Annotated in this window: 19 protein-coding genes and 1 pseudogene; 5 read left to right on the top strand and 15 right to left on the bottom strand. The window is 63.2% G+C overall.

Annotation, left to right across the window (positions count from 1 at the left end; all coding sequences use genetic code 11):
* Together K7W03_RS15125 and K7W03_RS15120 are read right to left on the bottom strand one after the other, a co-directional pair.
* Positions 1 to 2,370: a type IV secretion system DNA-binding domain-containing protein gene (locus tag K7W03_RS15125; RefSeq protein WP_222886711.1), complete on the bottom strand. Its 2,370-nt coding sequence runs from the start codon at positions 2,368 to 2,370 to the stop codon at positions 1 to 3.
* Positions 2,367 to 2,693, bottom strand: a complete 327-nt coding sequence (locus K7W03_RS15120) for a hypothetical protein (RefSeq protein ID WP_222886710.1) — start codon at positions 2,691 to 2,693, stop codon at positions 2,367 to 2,369. The genes K7W03_RS15125 and K7W03_RS15120 overlap by 4 nt, the downstream gene beginning before the upstream one ends.
* Positions 2,694 to 3,141: 448 nt before the next feature.
* Here K7W03_RS15120 and K7W03_RS15115 point away from each other — a divergent pair, with 448 nt between their 5' ends.
* On the top strand, positions 3,142 to 3,336 hold the full coding sequence (locus K7W03_RS15115; RefSeq protein WP_222886709.1) for a hypothetical protein: 195 nt from the start codon (positions 3,142 to 3,144) through the stop codon (positions 3,334 to 3,336).
* Positions 3,337 to 3,417: 81 nt separating this feature from the next.
* Here K7W03_RS15115 and K7W03_RS15110 read toward each other — a convergent pair whose 3' ends face one another.
* The gene (locus tag K7W03_RS15110; protein ID WP_222886708.1) at positions 3,418 to 3,654 is read right to left on the bottom strand and encodes a hypothetical protein; all 237 of its coding nucleotides are present in this window, start codon (positions 3,652 to 3,654) and stop codon (positions 3,418 to 3,420) included.
* A 322-nt stretch (positions 3,655 to 3,976) separates the two neighbouring features.
* Between K7W03_RS15110 and K7W03_RS15105 the strand changes: the two genes are divergently transcribed.
* Positions 3,977 to 4,204, top strand: coding sequence for a DUF6437 family protein (locus K7W03_RS15105; protein WP_222886707.1), 228 nt, complete (start codon positions 3,977 to 3,979; stop codon positions 4,202 to 4,204).
* A gap of 116 nt (positions 4,205 to 4,320) precedes the next feature.
* Here the strand turns inward: K7W03_RS15105 and K7W03_RS15100 are convergent, their stop codons facing one another.
* From K7W03_RS15100 to K7W03_RS15050, 11 genes are all read right to left on the bottom strand, one after another.
* Positions 4,321 to 4,713 carry a single-stranded DNA-binding protein gene (locus tag K7W03_RS15100; RefSeq protein ID WP_222886706.1) on the bottom strand — a complete coding sequence of 131 codons (393 nt, stop codon included), beginning with the start codon at positions 4,711 to 4,713 and terminating at the stop codon, positions 4,321 to 4,323.
* Positions 4,714 to 5,013: 300 nt separating this feature from the next.
* Positions 5,014 to 5,442, bottom strand: a complete 429-nt coding sequence (locus K7W03_RS15095) for a DUF6915 family protein (protein WP_226870188.1) — start codon at positions 5,440 to 5,442, stop codon at positions 5,014 to 5,016.
* 11 nt (positions 5,443 to 5,453) lie between these two features.
* Positions 5,454 to 5,903 carry a DUF6878 family protein gene (locus tag K7W03_RS15090; RefSeq protein WP_222886705.1) on the bottom strand — a complete coding sequence of 150 codons (450 nt, stop codon included), beginning with the start codon at positions 5,901 to 5,903 and terminating at the stop codon, positions 5,454 to 5,456.
* Positions 5,904 to 6,027: 124 nt separating this feature from the next.
* Positions 6,028 to 6,981, bottom strand: a complete 954-nt coding sequence (locus tag K7W03_RS15085; RefSeq protein ID WP_222886704.1) for a DUF2493 domain-containing protein — start codon at positions 6,979 to 6,981, stop codon at positions 6,028 to 6,030.
* 295 nt (positions 6,982 to 7,276) lie between these two features.
* Positions 7,277 to 7,699 (bottom strand): hypothetical protein, encoded by a 423-nt coding sequence (locus K7W03_RS15080; protein WP_222886703.1) that lies wholly within the window; start codon positions 7,697 to 7,699, stop codon positions 7,277 to 7,279.
* Positions 7,700 to 7,710: 11 nt separating this feature from the next.
* Positions 7,711 to 8,649 (bottom strand): ArdC family protein, encoded by a 939-nt coding sequence (locus tag K7W03_RS15075; protein ID WP_222886702.1) that lies wholly within the window; start codon positions 8,647 to 8,649, stop codon positions 7,711 to 7,713.
* A gap of 153 nt (positions 8,650 to 8,802) precedes the next feature.
* Positions 8,803 to 10,812, bottom strand: a complete 2,010-nt coding sequence (locus K7W03_RS15070; RefSeq protein WP_222886701.1) for a ParB/RepB/Spo0J family partition protein — start codon at positions 10,810 to 10,812, stop codon at positions 8,803 to 8,805.
* Positions 10,813 to 10,974: 162 nt separating this feature from the next.
* Positions 10,975 to 11,307 (bottom strand): hypothetical protein, encoded by a 333-nt coding sequence (locus K7W03_RS15065; protein ID WP_222886700.1) that lies wholly within the window; start codon positions 11,305 to 11,307, stop codon positions 10,975 to 10,977.
* Positions 11,308 to 11,325: 18 nt separating this feature from the next.
* Positions 11,326 to 12,054 carry an RES family NAD+ phosphorylase gene (locus K7W03_RS15060; protein WP_222886699.1) on the bottom strand — a complete coding sequence of 243 codons (729 nt, stop codon included), beginning with the start codon at positions 12,052 to 12,054 and terminating at the stop codon, positions 11,326 to 11,328.
* A complete protein-coding gene (locus tag K7W03_RS15055; protein WP_222886698.1) occupies positions 12,051 to 12,464 on the bottom strand; it encodes an MbcA/ParS/Xre antitoxin family protein in 414 nt (137 codons plus the stop codon). The genes K7W03_RS15060 and K7W03_RS15055 overlap by 4 nt, the downstream gene beginning before the upstream one ends.
* A gap of 61 nt (positions 12,465 to 12,525) precedes the next feature.
* The gene (locus K7W03_RS15050) at positions 12,526 to 14,256 is read right to left on the bottom strand and encodes a strawberry notch C-terminal domain-containing protein (protein WP_413469338.1); all 1,731 of its coding nucleotides are present in this window, start codon (positions 14,254 to 14,256) and stop codon (positions 12,526 to 12,528) included.
* Between the two features lie 164 nt (positions 14,257 to 14,420).
* Between K7W03_RS15050 and K7W03_RS15045 the strand changes: the two genes are divergently transcribed.
* The 3 genes from K7W03_RS15045 to K7W03_RS15035 are packed head-to-tail and all read left to right on the top strand — an operon-like array spanning position 14,421 to position 17,877.
* Positions 14,421 to 15,968: a tyrosine-type recombinase/integrase gene (locus K7W03_RS15045; RefSeq protein WP_222886696.1), complete on the top strand. Its 1,548-nt coding sequence runs from the start codon at positions 14,421 to 14,423 to the stop codon at positions 15,966 to 15,968.
* On the top strand, positions 15,962 to 16,876 hold the full coding sequence (locus K7W03_RS15040) for a tyrosine-type recombinase/integrase (protein WP_222886695.1): 915 nt from the start codon (positions 15,962 to 15,964) through the stop codon (positions 16,874 to 16,876). Before K7W03_RS15045 ends, K7W03_RS15040 begins: the two co-directional genes overlap by 7 nt.
* Positions 16,873 to 17,877 (top strand): tyrosine-type recombinase/integrase, encoded by a 1,005-nt coding sequence (locus tag K7W03_RS15035; RefSeq protein WP_222886694.1) that lies wholly within the window; start codon positions 16,873 to 16,875, stop codon positions 17,875 to 17,877. The genes K7W03_RS15040 and K7W03_RS15035 overlap by 4 nt, the downstream gene beginning before the upstream one ends.
* 138 nt (positions 17,878 to 18,015) lie before the next feature.
* Here the strand turns inward: K7W03_RS15035 and K7W03_RS15030 are convergent.
* Positions 18,016 to 18,342, bottom strand: a pseudogene (locus tag K7W03_RS15030) (methylase); the annotation flags it as partial.
* Positions 18,343 to 18,427: the final 85 nt, after the last annotated feature.

Raw genomic sequence — 18,427 nt, 5'->3', positions numbered from 1 at the left:
TCAAAGTTCCAGATCGCCGAGATCGGGACCTTCGCGTGACGGGGTATCGCGCTCAGGCAATCCGTCCTCGACCATCAGCCGACGGGCCTCGGGCTCACCGGTTCGACCTGCCGCCTTGTCGGAATCGGATGGCCGGCTTGCCGGTGCCTTTGCCGGTGGAGCATCCGGCCGGCCGGCTTCTCTCGCGTCCCTTTCGGGATCGCTCTCGGCGGTGGTCCGATCGCTGCGAGATCCTAGTCCCGTGGGAGACGCAATCGGGATTGGCGCGGCATCCGATGACGCCTTCGCGCCCCTTGTCTTCTCGCCCGGTTGGGCGGCGCGGGAAGGCTTGTCTTTAGGATCATTCGCTCGCGCACGATCGGCTTTCTTCAAGCCTTCCTGTGTCGTCGGCGTGCGATCGCTGGCGTCCGGATCAAGCGCGAGAACACCCTGTTTGGGAACAACCGGCTTACCCACGCCGTCGTCGTTGGAAGACGGATGCTCGGCAGCGGCAGAGGTTGATGGATGGGACGAGACACCGGCGGGTGTCTCGCTGCGAAACGAGGCGGCGACAGGACGCTCCTCGGCCCGCCCGATGAAGGTCTCCGCCAGCCTCGGCCGACTTATCGGCTTCAACCTGATGGGAGCTGCCGGGAAGCCGTCGGGGAACTTGATGTACCCCGAAAGCCGGGACAGGTTCATCAGCTGGTCGGGCAGCAGCAGCGGCTCGATATGCTTGCGCGGCGTCAGGCTGACTGCATCTCGGGCGTTGTTGTAGCCGTAGGTGTAGCCTTCCTCCATATCCCGGACTTGACGGTGGCCGATGAAATCCGAGCACCAGGTCGCCGTCTCGCGGTCCGCCGTGCCGAGGATCAGTTTGGTGCGGGCTAGCGACGACAAGGTCATCGCCATGTTCTCGCCGTAGACCTCCTTGAGCTTGGCGTAGGCGTGCAACCCCAGGACAATCGCGCCGCCGAAATTGCGCGCGGTCTGGAGCCCTTTCTCAAGCGCCGGAAGCCTGTGCAGCGCTCCCAGCTCGTCGACGAAAAACCAGCACTTGAGGTTCCGGGTTCGTGGACCAGTCATCAACGTGTTCATCGCCATGTCGAGCCAGAGCGTGAGCAACTGCGCGCAAACGCTCATGTCGACATAGCGCGCCGAGATGAACACGACCGAGCCCTTGCCCTCGGCGTCGTGACCGCCGTTCTCGATCCACTGGCGAACCGAGAAGCGCCTCCCCGAAGTCGGGAGCAGCTTCAGCGCCTTGGCGTTCACGTTGAACACGGCACGGATCGATTCCGCCATGCGCGCCGCTTCCGGCGCGGTTAGCGGATCGGCGATCGTGCCGCGCATCATGGCATGGACGCGCGACAGATCGGCGGTCATCAATTCGCGCGCGAGCGCCTCGTTCGTACCCCTGCCCTCGGCGACCAGCTTCAGGCAGAACTCGACGAACAGCGCACGGGCAGCGATCACCCAGAACTGTGCTTCCCCGCCGCCATCATGCGGGACAAGTGCTTCGGCAGCCGCCCAGAACTCACCCTCTGTGCGGCATTCGTCGAACAGGCTCCACTGCGGGCAGCGGGCGTCGAGGGGATTGAGGATCGTGTCCCGATGGCCCTCGTGAAATTGCTCGATGTACGCGCCGGTGAGATCGAAGACGACGCAGCGTTGCCCTTTCGCCCGGGCCTCCGCCAGCATGTCCGACATGGCGACGGTCTTGCCCATTCCGGTCGTGCCGATGAGCATCGCGTGACTCTGTTCGAGACGCCAGGGATAGATGACCGTGGCGAGGTGCGATGGCTGGTAGGGAAACGCCCGGGCCAGTTCGCGCGGGGTACACAGGCGCCATTTCCACCCGAGCGTTTCCGACAATTCACGGGCACGCTCGCGCCGGTTGTGATCACGCAATTCGTCGACGAGTTCGGGAAGCGTGACAAGCATTGCGCCGCGCTCGTGCTTGCGCTCCTTGGAGCGGCTGCCGAACCGCGCGGCAAACCAGTAAAACAACGCGAAACTGGGCACGAGAAACAGCGCCGATCGCACAAGCGCGGCGCCGAGCAAATCGAGCATATGCTCCCAGGCGCGAACCACAGGCGGGAAGGTGTCGAGCATCGCGATGGGGAATTGAATGGATCCGCCAAACGCCGTTTCGAGTGCGATCTTTTTGGTCGGATCGAACTCCATAAAGCCGTAAAATGCGGCATAGGCCCGTATCCAGACGAGATAGACTTCCTGGTCGGTCAGACCCGTCGAAAGGGTCCACCACGAGGTCCATGCAATAACGATGGCAGCGATGATCAACGGCCCCTTGAGGCCGGCTGCGAACATGAAGCTGAAGTGTCCGAGGAGCTGACTGCCGCGGGTGAAATTGACGAGGTTGCGTTTCATGAGACGCCTCCCTCACCGGTGGCCCCGGCCACACCGATCTCCTTGCACTTGCGGGCGTAGGCCTGGTGCGCCCGTTCGCGCAAACCATGGTCGGCATGTCCCGCGAGGAGCGCATCCACACCGACCATCAGGAAGACAGACTGACGCGAAATGCGCTCGACGGTGGCGGTGAAACGGGAGGTGAGTTCTTCCTCCGCGCAGGCATTGGCGAGCAGCGAGCGAACCCATTCGCTCATGCTGATCCCCTTGGCTTTGGCGGCTTTGCGGATCAGCGAACTGAGCTCGCTGGAGATATAAACCTGGAGACAGATTGGCCGTGTCATGCACGGACTCCTTGTGGTCAGGAGCCCGGTGCGCACTGCGAAAGGCAATGCAGGGTCTAAGTCATTCCTAAGAACATGTCAAGAACATAGAGATGCGCGCGTTTCCGTGGGTTGCGCCGGGAGATGCGGTCACTTCCACGTAAGGCGCAGGGGCCAAGTCATATCTGACGGAGAAGCTGCCCGTTTCGATTTTGAGCATAAATGACCGCATTTTCAGTGATATGCCTGCAAAATCCACGGCGACCTGTCGCGTACGGTGTGCCCCCTGTTCCCCGCTGTGGAGTAGGACCAGCAAACTGATCCGACCTATCCCGCATCCCCAAGGAACGATCTTCCGGCGGAATGGAAGGGCCATCTTGCACGTGAAGGATTGGCCTGATCGACACTGGGCGAGATGCGGAATCCGGGGTATGATCGCGGACGACTTCCATCGTAATGGAGAGCGACAATGGCCAGCGTGACCTTGTCCGCGACACCAAAGGGCAATGGGTTCCAGGCGACCGTCAGCTATGACGGCTGGGTCTCGATCAGCTCGGCAGAGACTTACCCGACGATGGCCGAGGCGATCTCGGCGGCGGCGATCAAGATGCTCGACATGCCCGAGAGACTCGAGGCAATGGACCGCGAGGACCAGGCGGTCTGATCATCGCCTGGCGCCGCGATCCGGTCGCCGAGCATAAGAAAAGGAGGAAGCCCGGTGCGGACTTCCTCCTTTCGAATGTGCTCAAGCTTCGTCGCTCAGCTTGCTCGGTACGGTATCGATAACCCGGTCCAGCATCCCGGCCGGAAGTGCGCCGTAATCGCCCTCGTCGACCGCGATGTAGCCTGCCTCGTCATCGGTCAGGACGTACTGCGTGAAGTAGCTGTGAAAGGACCGGGCATGGGCCTGATCCAGCGCGGCAACGAAGGCCACCTGATCGGCCTGGAAACCACCGTGGGCAATGTTCATCGAAACGTACATGTCTTACCTCCTGATGTTCGATGCGTCGCATCAGGAGCTGCGAGGATGTGGGCGACGGGCCGGGTCAGGGACCGCGCGGAACGCGCGGCCGCGAAGCGGCGATGGGGGTCACGATTTTTTCGGGCTTGCCCGCAAAAAATGGTGGGGCCCCGTCGTCCTTGACGCGGCCCCAAAGCCTACATCACCATCGGACTTCTGCGAGAGAGACCTCTCCAACCTCTGCAGGGACGAGCAAGGTCAGCGGAAAAACCAATTTCCTACACTCTGGCCGCCTGACATTATCGGCTGCGGAGGGGACCCACGGCCACCGAAAGGAACACTGATGGCCAGGTCCAAACCGAGTGCTCGGGATGCACTCAAGAAGCTGCGCGAACAGCGTCTCGAACTCGACGCGCAGGAGGTCCGGCTTCGCGATGAAGCCGCAACCGAACTCGGCAAGCTGCTCGTTGAATGCGGCGCCGAGACGATCGAACCGGCTGAGCTCAAGCGGGTCGTTCAGGCGTCGATGGCGCTCGGCATCGATGAAACCCTCAAGCGCCTGGCGAAGTAGTCGGTCACCCGCGGCGGCGCGCGGGCTCGATGCCCCGCGCCGCCGCCAACGCCGGCAAGCACAAAATAAGGCCCCGATGGCTTGTGCCACCGGGGCCTTGTCGTGGAACATGACGATCAGTCCTCGTCGATGTCGGGCGCACCTTCATTGCTGTTCGAGCGGCCGCCCTTGGTGAGGAAGTCGACCTTGTCGGCGATGATCTCGCAGCCGTAGCGCTTGGTGCCGCTCTGGTCCTCCCACTGCGTGTAGTGGATGCGGCCCTCGATCGTCACCAGCTGGCCCTTGGTGCAGTATTTGGCGACGTTCTGGCCGAGCCCGTTGAAGCAGGTGACGCGGTGGAATTCGCTGTCCTTGACGGTGTAGCCGTTCTCGTCCTTGAAGGTCTTGCCGTCCTTACGAGCGGGCCGATCGGTCACCACCGAGATCGACGTGATGCTGGTTCCGCCCTGGGTGGTGCGGGTTTCGGGGTCGCGAGCGATGCGGCCAACGAGGATAACGAGATTGGTCATGGGTCTTCTCCTGATCGAGCACTCCGGGTCCATCCCGGCTGCAAACCCGACGAAGAAGCGGCCCACGGCGAAGCGCACCGAAGGGGAACCTGGATCTGGTTCGGGTGGTGCGGGCAGCCGGGCGCAGCCCGGCAACTCGGCCGGACCTGATCCGGGTTGCGCGTCTCGACGGGGCTGCTTCAGGACAGGTTTGCCCCAGAGCCGGACTGGTCCCGGACACCTTGATGGGAACCTTACCCAGCCCTTGTTTATTCCCGCGTGGCCAAAGCCGAAGCGGCCCATTCCACCACCAGCGGTAGCTCATATTTCGACCCGGACCGATCGCCCCGTCTTGGTAGGACTGCTTGACGGAACTGCGCCGTCATCGGCAAGATCTTCGCCGATCACCGGATCCGGTTCGTCCAGGCGATTTCCACGCAGCATCCAGGCTTGCGGCGTTATCAGGCGCGCCCAGTCGGCGAAGGAGGGGATCGAGCCCAGGTCTTCCCGCACGTGCTGCTCGCCAACCAGACGCACCGGCACGATGCGGCGGTCGGCATTGACGATGGTTGCCCCGAAGAGGGTTTCAAGCATGAAAATGCCCTCGGCATGGTGTCGCAGCGCACGGTGCCGGGGATCGGCGAAGATGGCCTTGGACTGATCGAACCACTGGTGAAGCGCGAGGTAGTCTTCGACCGCTCCGCCCCACTTTCGGACCGAGGACAGGGCATGGTAATAGCAATGTGCCATGACGATCTCTTTCACAGTTCGGTGTAGTGGTCGTCGTACGCCGTGTAGCGCAGCTTGCAGTCGAGCATGAACGTCTCGGCCGTCACGTCGATCTCGAGCGCGCCCCCCGCACCGTCGTTGATTTCCCAGCCCGGATGATGGAGTTCAAGCGCGGCGTAGGCGAGGTCCTCGAGCGCTTGCATGATGGTCGTCTGAACCGGCTCGGCCCCGTCTTCCTCGACGCAAACCGAGAACTCTTCGGGTAGGTCGACGGCGGTGTCGCTGGCGTCCCGACAAGCGATGTCCTCGATAGCGCCGCTGTCACCGCATCCGTCGAAGGCGACTTCCACCGAGGCAATGCCATGGTGACGCAGCGGTGCGATCACCGCGCGCTTGAGGCGGTCGATTTCGCTGGTGACGCGGGCGCGATTGGCGGCCTGCTGCTCGGTAAATTCGGCAAGCACCATGCTTGGGCTGATCATGAAATCCTCCTGTGCTGTACGGTCGTGCGGCCGTCCGCATGATCCACCAGCACTAGGGCTCACCTCCCCTCTTCAACATCTACGCCAGCGCCGCAGGGGCGCTGGCGCAAAGGCCAATCGGCCTTCAATTGGGCGAATGGGCTCCTGACTTGGGGCTGGTGCCGAGCGGACCGCGGCGATCGACGACGGTGATGCGGCGCGTCTTGGCTTCGATGACCAGGCGTTCGAGGACGCCATTGCCCGGAAAGGCGACAACGTACCTCGGATCGAGCGAAAGCATGCGCTCATTGCGCTTGAAGCCCGCGCGGGCGCCAAGCCGCATGTCGAGCGAGAAGGTCACTTGGGGGATGTCTCGCCGCTCGGCCCAGCTCGACGCCAGGCGATCGACGCCCTTGGTGTCGCCGCCATGAATCAGCACCATGTCGGGAACGCGGTCGCGAACCTTGTCGAGTGTCGCCCAGACGTTGTTGGCGAAGGTGAGTGCGTCGGCTTCGCTGGGATGACGGGTGCGTCCGCCGGCAAACACGACCGGCGTGCCCTCGGGCATCGCGGCGCGGCGCTTGGCCTGGGCCCGGGCGCGCAGGAAATCACGCCCCTCGACCAGCGCCGAGGTCAGCATCGCGCCGTGGTTGAAGCGCGAACTCGACACCGGCTTCCAAGACGAGCCGAATTCGTTGAGATAAAGGCTTGCGGCGATCTCTCGCATCTCTTCGAGCGCCAGCATGGCGGCTTCGGCGCATTGTGCACGCTCGACCTGGGTTTCGAGTTCGTGGGTGTGGATTTCGGAGCCATCGGCCGTTGCGACAAGCGCCCGAACTTCGTCGGTGGCGCGGTCGAGTGCGGTCGATTTGCGCTCGGCGGAGCGGTGGAACAGGTTGACGAAGGCCCAGCCAAGATCCTCGGCGTCGGCCTCGAGCGCGGTCCCGGAAACGAGCGCGAAGAGATCGGACCAGACCGCTTCGAGCGTCTGAACGACGGCTTCGCGAACCGGAAAATCACTGCTCGAAACCGGGGCGGGACCGATCGAAAAACCGGCGAGATCGAGACCGGCGAGCTGGTCGGTAAAACTGGTATGCATGGGCGTGTCCTCCTGACTGGCGTGAGGCTGACGCAGGCCGCTCTTGGCTGCGCCAGCGAGAGCCCGTCAGGGCCAGCTTTGGGCGGACCCGCGCACCGAAGGGGAACCCGCTTGGACAGGCTGGCGCGGGCAGGCCGTGTCCCGCAGGGACCGGTCAACACGGGCTTGGCCAAGCCGGGTTGCGCGGGCGCCGCCGGCTGGCCCAGGGCCTCTCTCGCATGGTGCAAGCCATGAGCTGCGCCGTCCCGCCAGGATCACGAGGCGCTATGCAGATACAGGCTCTATCGGCTCGGTTTCAGGCGCCGCGCTTGCGGTAAACGCCCTCGCCGTTCGACATATGTCCGAAGCAATCGTAGTCCCCGAACAGCGCGTCGAAGCGAGGCGTGATTTGGCGGAGCCATTGCTGCGCACGGAGGCTCCGTGCGGTGCGCCATTCAGCGTCCCAATAGGCCCCGTCATCGCGCTCAACGACCCAGACGGCGACGAGGCCGCCGTAGACCGAGACCCCGAAGTCGGCGAACGCATTGCGCCTGAGGATCCGGTCCTCGCGGCCACGCCAGCCATCGTGTGCTGCAAGCGACGGAAAGGCTGCAGCAGCGCGCTCGCTGAGGTCCGCGCGCAGCCACTCATATTCGAAGTCCCAGTCCCCTTCGTCATCGACCTCAAGCAGGGTGAACGCGACGATGGCGCCGCTGGGATAGCTGACCGATCGGCTCATGGTGTCCTCCGTCAGGCTGCGAGTGCGACGTCTTCGGGTTCATCGGCGACATCTGCGATCGTTCGCCCCCCGAGCTTCAGCAGCAGGCTGGAGGCTTCCTCGGCCTTGGCTGCAGCGGTGAGAATTGCGCGGTCGTCTTCGCGCAGGAGTTTCAGCCAATGCTCGATGTAACTCGCGTGACCGTCGAGATGTGTCACCGGCAGACCGAGTTCGGCCCCGAGCATCGCACTTGAGAGTTCGGCGACCAGTTCCTCGGCGGCATAGGCCGCCGTGCCGAAGCGGTTCTTGAGATCGCGCGCCAGGCGGCTGGAATGACCGGTCCAGTGCGACAGCTCGTGCGCGAGCGTCGCGTAGTAGTGGTCGAAGCCGGAGAACAGGCTGGCGGGCGGCATGGTCACACGGTCAGGGTTCGGTTCGTAGTAGGCCTCGCAGCCCTGATGGCGCAGATTGACGGGGATCGCGGCAAAGAAGGCATCGAGCTCAGCCTCGCGCCCTTCGGGCTCGACCAGATCGAGCGAGACGATTGGATGAAACCGCTCGGGCAAACCCTCGACCTGGTCGGCGTTGAACACCGGATAAGCCTTCAGAACTCGACGCGCCTCGTCGCTCTTCTCGCCGGTATCGGGCGCTTCGACCTCCTTGGTGTAGCTCTTGTAGAAAATGGCGATGGTCGACTTCTCACCCTTGCGGACCTGGGCGCCGAGGTTTTTGGCCTGGTTGTAGGTCATCCAGTAAGGCGAGGCGTAGCCGCACATGTCGGCGACCATCCACAGCCAGAATACGTTCATGCCGCGATAGGGAATGCCGCAAGCGCGCAAGGGCCGCGACACGGGCACGCCGCGCCAGGGCTGCACCCACGGCTTGGTCCCGGCTTCAAGCCGCGCGATGATCTCCTGGGTGATGCGGGTCGCGGGAGACAATCCGCCGGGCGAGGGTTTGCGATAGGCCATGAGGGCTCTCCTGATGTGGCCTGCCGGCAGGTTCGCCGGTCAGTTCCGCACAGCATCGAGCTCCCTCCGCTCTCTTCCCAAAAAGGAAGCGGCCCTTGGGCAAAGCCAAGGGACCGCTTCGGAGGGGCGAGTGGCCTGCCTGTCAGGAGGAGGTCAGGCAGCCAGCTCGCGGGGGGGCTGATTGTCGTCGTTGGCACCTTCGGCGCTCGCGACGGCTTCGCCGGCGGACTCGGGGATCTGCGCATCGTCCACTTCGACCTCGACGGGCGCCGCGCCAGCAAAGCGCATGACCTCGGGCACCCAAGCGAGCGCGCGTTCGCGGACCTCGACTTCGGTGATGTAGGTCCCACCGAAGACGCGCTCGGCGCTCATCGCGAGATCACCCTTCTTGACCGAGGCGAACCGGCTCGACAGGTCCGCACCACCAACCGCAGCCAGCGCGTCGAGGATCACCGCCTTCGACACTCGGTCGAAGTAGTTCGCCGCGGTCGGGCGCCACCAAGCGGCCATGTCGATGCCGATGAGCGTGGCCAGATGATCGTGGAAGTCGATCCTGCGCTCGCCGGCCATGTTGAGACTTGCTTCCAGAGTGCGGCCGACGACGTGACCGAGCCAAGCGGCACGGGCTTCATCGGAAAGCGCCCGGAACCGGTCGAACCGCTCCGACACGTCCGCGCCGCCACGCCAGTTCTCGTCGAGGCCCGACTTGAATTCGGCGAGCGAGGCGCTTGCTGCGGCATCCTTTGCCTCAAACCCGATGATCGGGCCGGCAGGTGTGCCGCCCCGCAGTGTCGTTGCCGAACGCGCCCGGTAGTCGAGCGTGTCGGCGTCGGCGAGCGTGAAGACCATCAGGTCGAGCGCGAGACCGGGATCGGACGCGACATGGAGCGCAAGGACGTCTCGGCGCTGCATCGCGAGTTCATCGACAAGGCGCTTCGACAGCGCCGCGCGGCGCTTGCCCTCCCCGGCTTCGCCCGACACGATTTCGACCGCGTCATCGTTTCCGCCGTCGACCTCTCGTTCGCCGTAGAACACCGGCTGGAGCACCGGCGTGCCATCGCGCGACAGTACGAGGATCATCCCTGCCTCAGATTTGAGCTCGGCCGCGATCACCGGCGGACGAGCGCGGATATCCTGACACTCACGTTCGATCGCCTCGATTGCCGCTTCGGCCGCGACCACGGCTTCCTCGGCACTGTCCTCATCTTCAAGGATCGCGGCATGTTCGTCATAGGAAGTGTCGAGTTCATCGAGCCGGGCGAGTTCGGCTTCGGTGAGTGGCGCAGGTTCGGCCGGAAGCCGTACTAGGCCCTCGACGAGGTCATGACTGGCGTAGGGATCGAGCGTCGGTTTGACCCACGCGAGGCCCTGCTCTTCGGCAAGGACCTTGGCCTGTTCCTCCATCTTCGCCGCGGCGAGGGTCTCCAGCAACGCGACATCGGCCCAGGCTTCGCTGTCCTCGTCATCGAACAGCTCGCGCTCGATCAGGCCACCGGCAGCGATATAGGCATCGCGTCCAACGAGCCGGGCACGGGGGTCGCTGCCACGGACCGTGCCCGAGAGCACCATGCGGCGGATCGAGTCCGGGTTGGGGGCATAGTAGCCGGTCGAGACTTGTTCGAAGACCCGGGCCTGGATCGCCTGGTCCGAAGTGGCGCCGTATGCCTTGGCGAGATCGAGCGTGATTTCGCCCGAAGCCAGCGCCTCGAACACGACCGGCGCGAGCTTGGCGAGTCGCAGGCGACCTTCGACGAAACGGACTGTCAGGCCGAACCGGCGCGCCACATCCTCGATCGAGGCGCCCGCCTCGATCAGCGATGCGAAGGCCTGGGCCTCGTCGGCCGGATTCATCGCCAGGCGATGGAAGTTCTCCGCGAGGCTGGTCTCGATGGCGCCTTCGGCGGTGTCTTCGAGCACGAGGCAGGTCACTTCGTGGTCCTTGGGCAGGACCTTGGCGTCCGCCAGCGCCAGCATCGCCTTACGGCGGCGCTCGCCGGCCTCGACCTCGAACTTGCCCTTGGCGCCCGGACGCACGATGAGATTCTGCAGCAGCCCGCGGGCAGCAATGCTGGCCTTAAGCTCGGCGTCGGCCGCCGGGTCGTTATGGCGGCGGACATTGCGCGGCGAGGGAACCAGCTTGTTCAGCGGGATCGTCTTGATCATGGCACATACTCCTGATTGCGAGCCCAGCGCATCGACCATCGACGCCCAACTGGCTCAATCAGGGCAAAGCCTCCTCCCCTCTGCTCAATTTAGCTGAAGGGCTCATTCTCGTCGCGACGGGTTCACGCTTGAGGACACCAAGCCAGGCCGCGCAGCAGTACGCTACATCCGCGCGCGGACGTCCAGAAAGACATCAAACTCGCCGGGTTCGGCATCAGGCTCCAGGCACGGTGTCAGAACGGCATCCGCATCAAAGATGATGCGGTGCTCGACGGGCGATGTGACTGGCCAAACGGCGACCACGGCCGAACGAATGCGGCCGTCCGAGTTCTCAAAGATGTCTTTGAAGTAGCTGGTCGCAGCATCTTGAGGCGAAGCGCAGCGGGAAACATGGGAGGGATCGGCCCCAACATTCTCGTCGAAAATGTTGGCGAAGAAGTCCACATGCGTTCCCACTATCGCGAGATTCCGCTTTCCCATCCGTAGCAACTCCATGCTGCGATCATCGGACCGCTACTCATCCGCCGGTAGATCGATCACACGAAAGACCGCGCCCGTCCCCGCGTCGCGCACCAGATCGACGCGCGTCCCATCCCAATGATAGTCGAGATGGCGCCCCTGAACGGGTTCTGATGCGCAGTCAGGGTAGAACAGTCCGACACATTCCCCTCCGGGATGCCGGATGCTCGGATAGACCATGCCATCGGCCCCACCCGCTTTAAGGGCTGCTGCAAGCCTCTGGGACGCCACATAGCTGTCGGGATCAAGGGCTGGATTGGCGGGCTCAGTTCCCCTCAGGTCGTGCAGATCGGCACTGACCGAAAGAACGATCTCCCGGAATTGAGAGGTCCAACCGGGCTCTTCGGTGGTACGGGCCATGAACCGGGCATGGTGATGGATGGTTTCGAAGAGAGCGGTTTCGAAGGCATTTCCGACATAGAGAACGCCATAGCTGCCATCGGTGAAGCGGCTTGGCCGATCCGTGCTGACATGGGTGAACGGCGCCATCAGATAAGACGCACCGTTTCCGCCTACCCGCCGGTCCGCTGGCACAAGGTCCAGATTGCCGATGGTCGCCATGATCCGGGGATTGGTCTTTTGCTCTGCCGAGATCAGCAGCGGCCAGTCGGCGGGGTCGGCGATGTCCTCGAACAGGTCGATCGGCGGAAAGGCGCTGCGGAGGATCCGGACAGCGCCTTTCCACTCAACATGGGAAATAGGGCCTTGCTCTTGATCCGTCACCAGCCACCGCGCTCGGCGTCGAGGTAGCGGCGCACGCGCATGATGTCGGTGAGTTCACCGCCGAGCATGACATCAAGTGCGCTCGATCCGGCGAAGGCGCTATTTTCTGCCTTGATCCAGGCATAACCGCGCTGGGCGTCCGAAAAGACAATCCGTAGCGCCTTGTGAATGCCCATCAGGTTGGAAAGGCGAGCCGCGCCATCACGCGAGACCCGGCCGGGCCCTTCAGCCTTCCAGCGCCGATAGGAGCGCACCGGCATATCAAGCAGCGTTGCCGCCTGTTCGTCGGTAAGTTCCCACTTGCCAAAGAGGTTGAGAACCGCCCTGAACATAGCGGCAGCTTCGTCCTGGGTAATCGGATCCGGACGAAACGCCGGAGCAGTAGTATCAACGGGTTGCAAAGCCAGCATGGCAAGTCTCCATATGGCACTATATATTCCATTGGTTGCCATTTGGCAATATGTTTCGCAGCTACTGGCCAAGCCGCGCGAGGATACCCGCAGCGCCTGTAGTCGGCGCGAACAACCGCGTCTGATAGCGGATGATCTCGGTAAAACAGCCTTGCGCCTTGTACCAGTCAAGCCGCGCCGCCGACCAGCCGGCAAGCTCGAGCCGCTGAGTCCCGTTGACCAGGCTGCGCTTGAGGGTGAGCGCCTCGCGGCCCTTGACCTGCATCGGCCGGCCACCGGTGAGCACAGCGTCGACGATCTGCTCGGCCGAGAAAGCATGTTCGTCCTCCAGACCCAGGGCCTGGCAGATTTCGGGAACGCAGTGGAGTGGCACTTCGCGACCCAGTAGCGAGCGCCCGTCGCGAGCGGAGATCCGACTGACCCGAACATAGTCGGAAGGGAGCTTGTCCCAGACCGGAAGCAGCATCCCAGTCGCGAGATGCAGTCGTTCGCGCTTGTGGCTCGCAGCGGCTTCACCGACCTCAGCTTGCCAGAGGCGGCGAAACTCGGCGAAATCGACTGGCTCCCAGTTGCTTTCCTCAAGCTGCTCGGCGGTTAGGTGGCCGTGCTTCAAGGGCCGGACCAGTTCGAAACGGGCAACCCGCGTGCCGTCGTCGGCAAGTAGGCTGCGTGCCGGAACCAACAGCCCGATCCGGCCCGAACGGGCATTGCGCAGCAACTGCTGGCGCTCGCCCGAGAGACCATAGAGCTCCTCAAGCCGTGCGAGGCCCAAGGGCTTCAGCGCGCGGGCTATCTCGAGTTCGAGGAGGTGCGTGGTCGCGCCCGAGAGCGCATCGGTGCGCAGCAGGATGTCGGTGAGCACCTCGAAATGCTCGACCGCGATGGTCTCGACCCCGACTTCGAGCGTGCCCGCCTGCCGCGCGGCATCGATCCGCGCTTCGACCAACCCGAGGAACTCGTCGAAGATGTCGTTTTGCAGAGCGATCGGCAGCGCGAGTATGCGGTTGAGCCAGCGCTGGATCGTCGGCAGGTCGTCGACCATCGATCCGTCGGGGCCTTCGATCCTGAGTCCGGTCAGTTCCTCAAACCGCGCGAGGCTCACGGCGTCGAGCTTTCCGATGAACAGCAAGCCGAACCAGCGGTGAAGCGCCTCCTTGGCATAGGAGCTTTCGAGATTGTCGGCGGGATCGAACAGGTTCTGCCCGCCGGTCTGGCGCTGACCGCGGGTTAGCGCGCCGAGGCTGTCGAGCCGTCGCGCTATGGTCGAGATAAACCGCCGCTCGCCGCGCACATCGGTGGTGACAGGACGGAACAGCGGCGCCGAGGCCTGGTTGGTGCGGTTGGTCCGCCCGAGTCCCTGGATGGCGGCATCGGCGCGCCAGCCCGGTTCAAGCAGGAAATGGACGCGGCGCGCCTGGTTCTTTGCCGCAAGGTCGGCATGATAGCTGCGGCCCGTACCGCCGGCGTCAGAGAAGACCAGAACCTTCTTCGAGCCGTCCATGAACGCCTGTGTCTCGGCAACATTGGCACGGGGGCTACGGGATTGAAGCTGCTGGCGCCCGTCGCGTCCGACGATCAGCCGACGGGTTCGCCCGGTGACCTCAGCTACCTGGTCGGCCCCGAACCGCTCGATGATCGCATCGAGCGCGGTGGCGATCGGCGGCAACGCGCAGAGTTGCTCGATCATTCGGTCGCGCGCGTCGAGCGCCGAGCGGCACAGCACCGGGGCGCCAACATCGTCGACCATCGGCTCGGAGCGCGGATTGCCGTTCTCGTCCTTGAATACGGCCATCAACCGCACCGGAAAGCTCTTGGTGAGGTAGTCGATCACGTATTCTTTGCAGTCCGCCATTATCTCGAGCGGAGCGGCAGGAGGCTCGGATTTGCGTCGCTTTGTCATGATTTCACTCCAGATAATTACAGGTTCTTCGACCTCAACAAGTCGAAGGAACCACGATGCCAAGAAGATCATTTTGTTCGTTTCGGCCTGTGCCGAGCAGGGTCGAAGATCCGCCCAGTCCCGACGCACTATTCACCGCATTCCTCTCCTCTCTGTCCGTGGACGAAGGAGCGGCCAGTGCGGTCCTGTACGGTGCAGCGGTCCGTCATTTCCTGCACTGGCTGGAGCTGAGAGGGATTATAGTCGGGGAGATCGACGATGCTGTTGCCCGCCGGTTTGAGAAGCATCGATGCCGATGCGCAGGCTACTGCGCGCAAGAACCTGACTACAAAGCCGATCTTGCAGCGCGCGTCCGGCGTTTCATTCGGTTTCTTGAAGATCAGGGTTACGTCGTTGTCGCTGACGGGATCGACGAACTGGGGCGCCATTTCGCCGATTATTCGGATATCATCGACGATCTCCAACTCGCTCTGGGAGTGTCGCAAAGTTACCGGTCGGAGGCCGAGCACTTTGCCGCGTGGCTCCGCATATCCAGGCGGCGCTGGGATGATGTCGATGACAAGATTATCGGTCAGTACGCGGTGCATGATTGTCGCTGTCCGGTCTGGCGCAAGCGAGGCAAGCTAGTCCCATCGGGGGCGAAGCGGCGGCGGCGATGTGCTCGGCATTTCGTCGAGTTTCTGCGCCACAAGGGTGCCATCCCTTCGATTCAGCCAGTGACCGATGCTGACCCGCATATGTCGGCATACCTCGCCTGGCTTCTACAGCACCGCGGCGCCAGCGAAGAGACGATCCGCCGCTACAAGGCCGAGATCGCTCGGCTCATGCCCATGTTGGGCGAGCCGGCACAATGGGATGCGGCCGCTCTCAGGCGCGCGTTCGAACGACGAAGCAAGGAGACGCCCGGTTCTGCGTCACTTCTCGTCACGATCATGAGGAGCTTCATTCGGTTTCTGATCGTTCAAGGCGACTGTCAGCCTGCGCTGTTGCACGCGATCCCCTCGGTCCAGCGATACCGTCTTTCAGCGCTGCCCCGCCACGTCGACCCGGCAACGATCGAGAATATCATTGCGGCTTGTCCTACAGGTCGTCCGGTAGAAGTCCGCGACAAGGCTATCATTCTCCTGCTCGCCAGGCTTGGCCTGCGTGCCAGTGATATCCGGGATTTGCGCCTCGACGACATCGACTGGCGCTCCGGTCATCTGACGGTGAAGGGCAAGACGCGGCGGCCAGACCGGCTGCCTTTGCCCCAAGACGTTGGCGACGCGATCCTGGATTACATTGTCGCGGCCCGCCCCAAGTCCGTCGATCAGCACGTGTTCTTGCGATCGCAAGCCCCGTTCCGTTCGTTCCGCTCGCCCGCCGAGATTGCTGGGATCGTCGCACGCACACGGGAGCGCGGCGGGATCGATGGAGTGCCGACCGGGTCGCACATATTCCGGCATTCGCTTGCCACCAACTTGCTGCGCGCGGGTGCAGGCCTGGAGTCCGTCGGAACCATCCTGCGCCACAGCACGCCCGAGACCACTGCCATCTACGCCAAGGTCGATCTGCCGATGCTCATGAAGATCGCGCAGCCCTGGCCAGGAGACCTGCCATGCTGAGCATCCACATTTCCAGATACGTAGCCCTTCACCGGAGCCTGGGGCGGAAGTTTGCCGAGCAGGAGCGATTTCTGCACCTCTACGCGGCTTTCGCCGAAGCATTCGGTGACCGATATACCAAGGTCGAGCGGATCTACGACTGGTGTCACACATCGACATCGCAATATGTGGCCAAGACCCGGTTCAACACCATTCGCAACTTCAGCCTGTTCGCTCAGGCCGAGGATTTGCAACACGAAGTGCCACCTGCAGGCGTATTCGGCCGGGGCAAGAGACCGCGGCCAACGCCAACGATAATTGAAGCCCATCAGGTTCAAGCGATCATGGCGGCGGCGCTGGACTTGCCGCCACGGGGCACCATCAGCCCATTCACGTACCACTACCTGTTTGGATTACTGGCGGCGACAGGGCTCCGGATATCCGAGGCGCTGGCTCTGCAGTGCACCGATCTGGTCGAGGATGGCCTGATCATCCGCAATGGCAAGTTTGGCAAGCAGCGGCTCATTGCCTTGCAGCCGTCGACCCGGCAGGCGCTTGAAGCCTATCTTGCCACCCGGGCAAGGCTCGGCGCCACCGGCAGCGACCTCTTCGTCACGATCCGGGGACGAGCACCCCACAAGGTGCGCGCCCATGTCGTGTTCGTGAGGTTGGCACGGCAGCTCGGATATCGTGGACCAACCGGAACAGCCGGCATGCGGCTTCACGATTTGCGGCATACTTTCGCCGTTCGCTCGCTGGAATCGTGTTCGCCGGACAGGGAAGCCGTCGCGCATCACATGGCGGGGCTCAGCGTCTATCTGGGGCACGCTTCGATCGCCAACACCTATTGGTATCTTCAAGCCACTCCGGTGCTGCTGCGCGACATTGCTGTCACGAGCGAACAACTATTTCTGGGAGAAGCGGCATGACGGCCCTTGCTCCCCATCTCTCGGCATATCTGCGCGAACATCTTCCGCGGGAGCGCGCAGTTAGCCCGCACACGGTGAAGACCTATGCCAACTGCTTCGTTCTGCTGGTAAAGTTCGCCGCCGATCGATTGAAGCGTCGCCCGACGGATCTCGAGATCGAAGATTTCGGCACAGACATGATCATGGCCTTCCTGGACCATGTCGAGAACGGACGTGGCAGTTGCGTGCGCACGCGCAATGGCAGACTCGCCGCGATCCGATCCTTCTTTCGGTACATCGAGTATCGGCTTCCAGCCTGTCTGGACCAGGCCCTTCGCGTTCGAGCCATTCCGACCAAGAAGACCGACAAGGTGCTGATCGACTACCTCGATCGGGCCGAGATCAAGGCATTGCTCGATGCTCCTGATCCCCGGACACGCCTCGGCGCCCGTGACCGAGCGATGCTGCATCTGACCTATGCCTGCGGACTCAGGGTGTCGGAGCTGGTGTCGCTGCAACTGCGCGATTTCCCGGACCGCTCGCTGTCCACCGTGCACATCATGGGCAAGGGGCGCCGGGAACGGGTCTTGCCGCTATGGAAGGAGACCCAGCTCGCATTGCGTGCCTGGCTGGCGATCCGCCCGCAAGTGCAGGCAACCGAGATATTCCTCAATGCGAACGGGCAGCCATTGACCCGCGATGGCTTCGCATTCCGCTTGGCCGAACACGTCAGAACTGCCGCGGCAAAGCAGCCGTCGATTCATCGCAAGCGGGTTACGCCCCACGTGCTGCGTCATTCCTGCGCAATGCACACGCTCGCGGCGACCGGGGACATCCGCAAGGTAGCGTTGTGGCTGGGCCATGCCAGCATTCAAAGCACCGAGACCTACCTGCGGGCCGATCCCGAGGAGAAGCTGCAGATCCTCGCTGCCCACGGGGCCCCTGCCATCAAACCCGGGCGCTTCAAACCGCCAAGCGATGCCTTGATCTCTATGCTCACCGACCTTCGGAGGCGGGCCTAACTCGTCACCGGACATTCCCCCCAACATTCATATTATCTGGAGTTAAATCATGACGAAGCGACGCAAATCCGAGCCTCCTGCCGCTCCGCTCGAGATAATGGCGGACTGCAAAGAATATGTGTAATGCGGACCTCAGCATTAGATCGCTTCGCGGGGAGAAAGGTCGATCTCAAGCGCCTCACGTTCGGCATCGGTAAGGTCGGCGAGGCGGCGATCGAGCATGGCTTCCGCAGTCGAGACGAGCTGCACCACCACGGCATTGCCTTCGGCAAGTGTCGTATCGATTGCCGGTAGCAGGCTCGGCAACTTCATCGAGAGCAGCAATTGCGCAAAGAACCGCTGCTTGGTGCCCTCGAAGATCGAGAGCGCCGCCGCCTTGGCCCCGGAGTTCAGGGTATCTCCGCTGTCGGCATCGACAATCCGGGTCGCCGCCAGAGCATCGCGCAGGTTGGCATGGATGATCGCTTATCGCGAGGAAGCGGTAATGCGGAGGAGCGCGGCGTAACCGGCGAATTCCCATGATAGTGTGCGCAGTTGCTGCGCATTATAT

The organism is Sphingobium sp. PNB (genome assembly GCF_019873065.1).
In the GTDB taxonomy this organism is placed as follows: domain Bacteria; phylum Pseudomonadota; class Alphaproteobacteria; order Sphingomonadales; family Sphingomonadaceae; genus Sphingobium; species Sphingobium fuliginis.
Note: the sequence above shows the minus strand (reverse complement) of the source record. Positions and strands in the feature narration are given on the sequence as shown.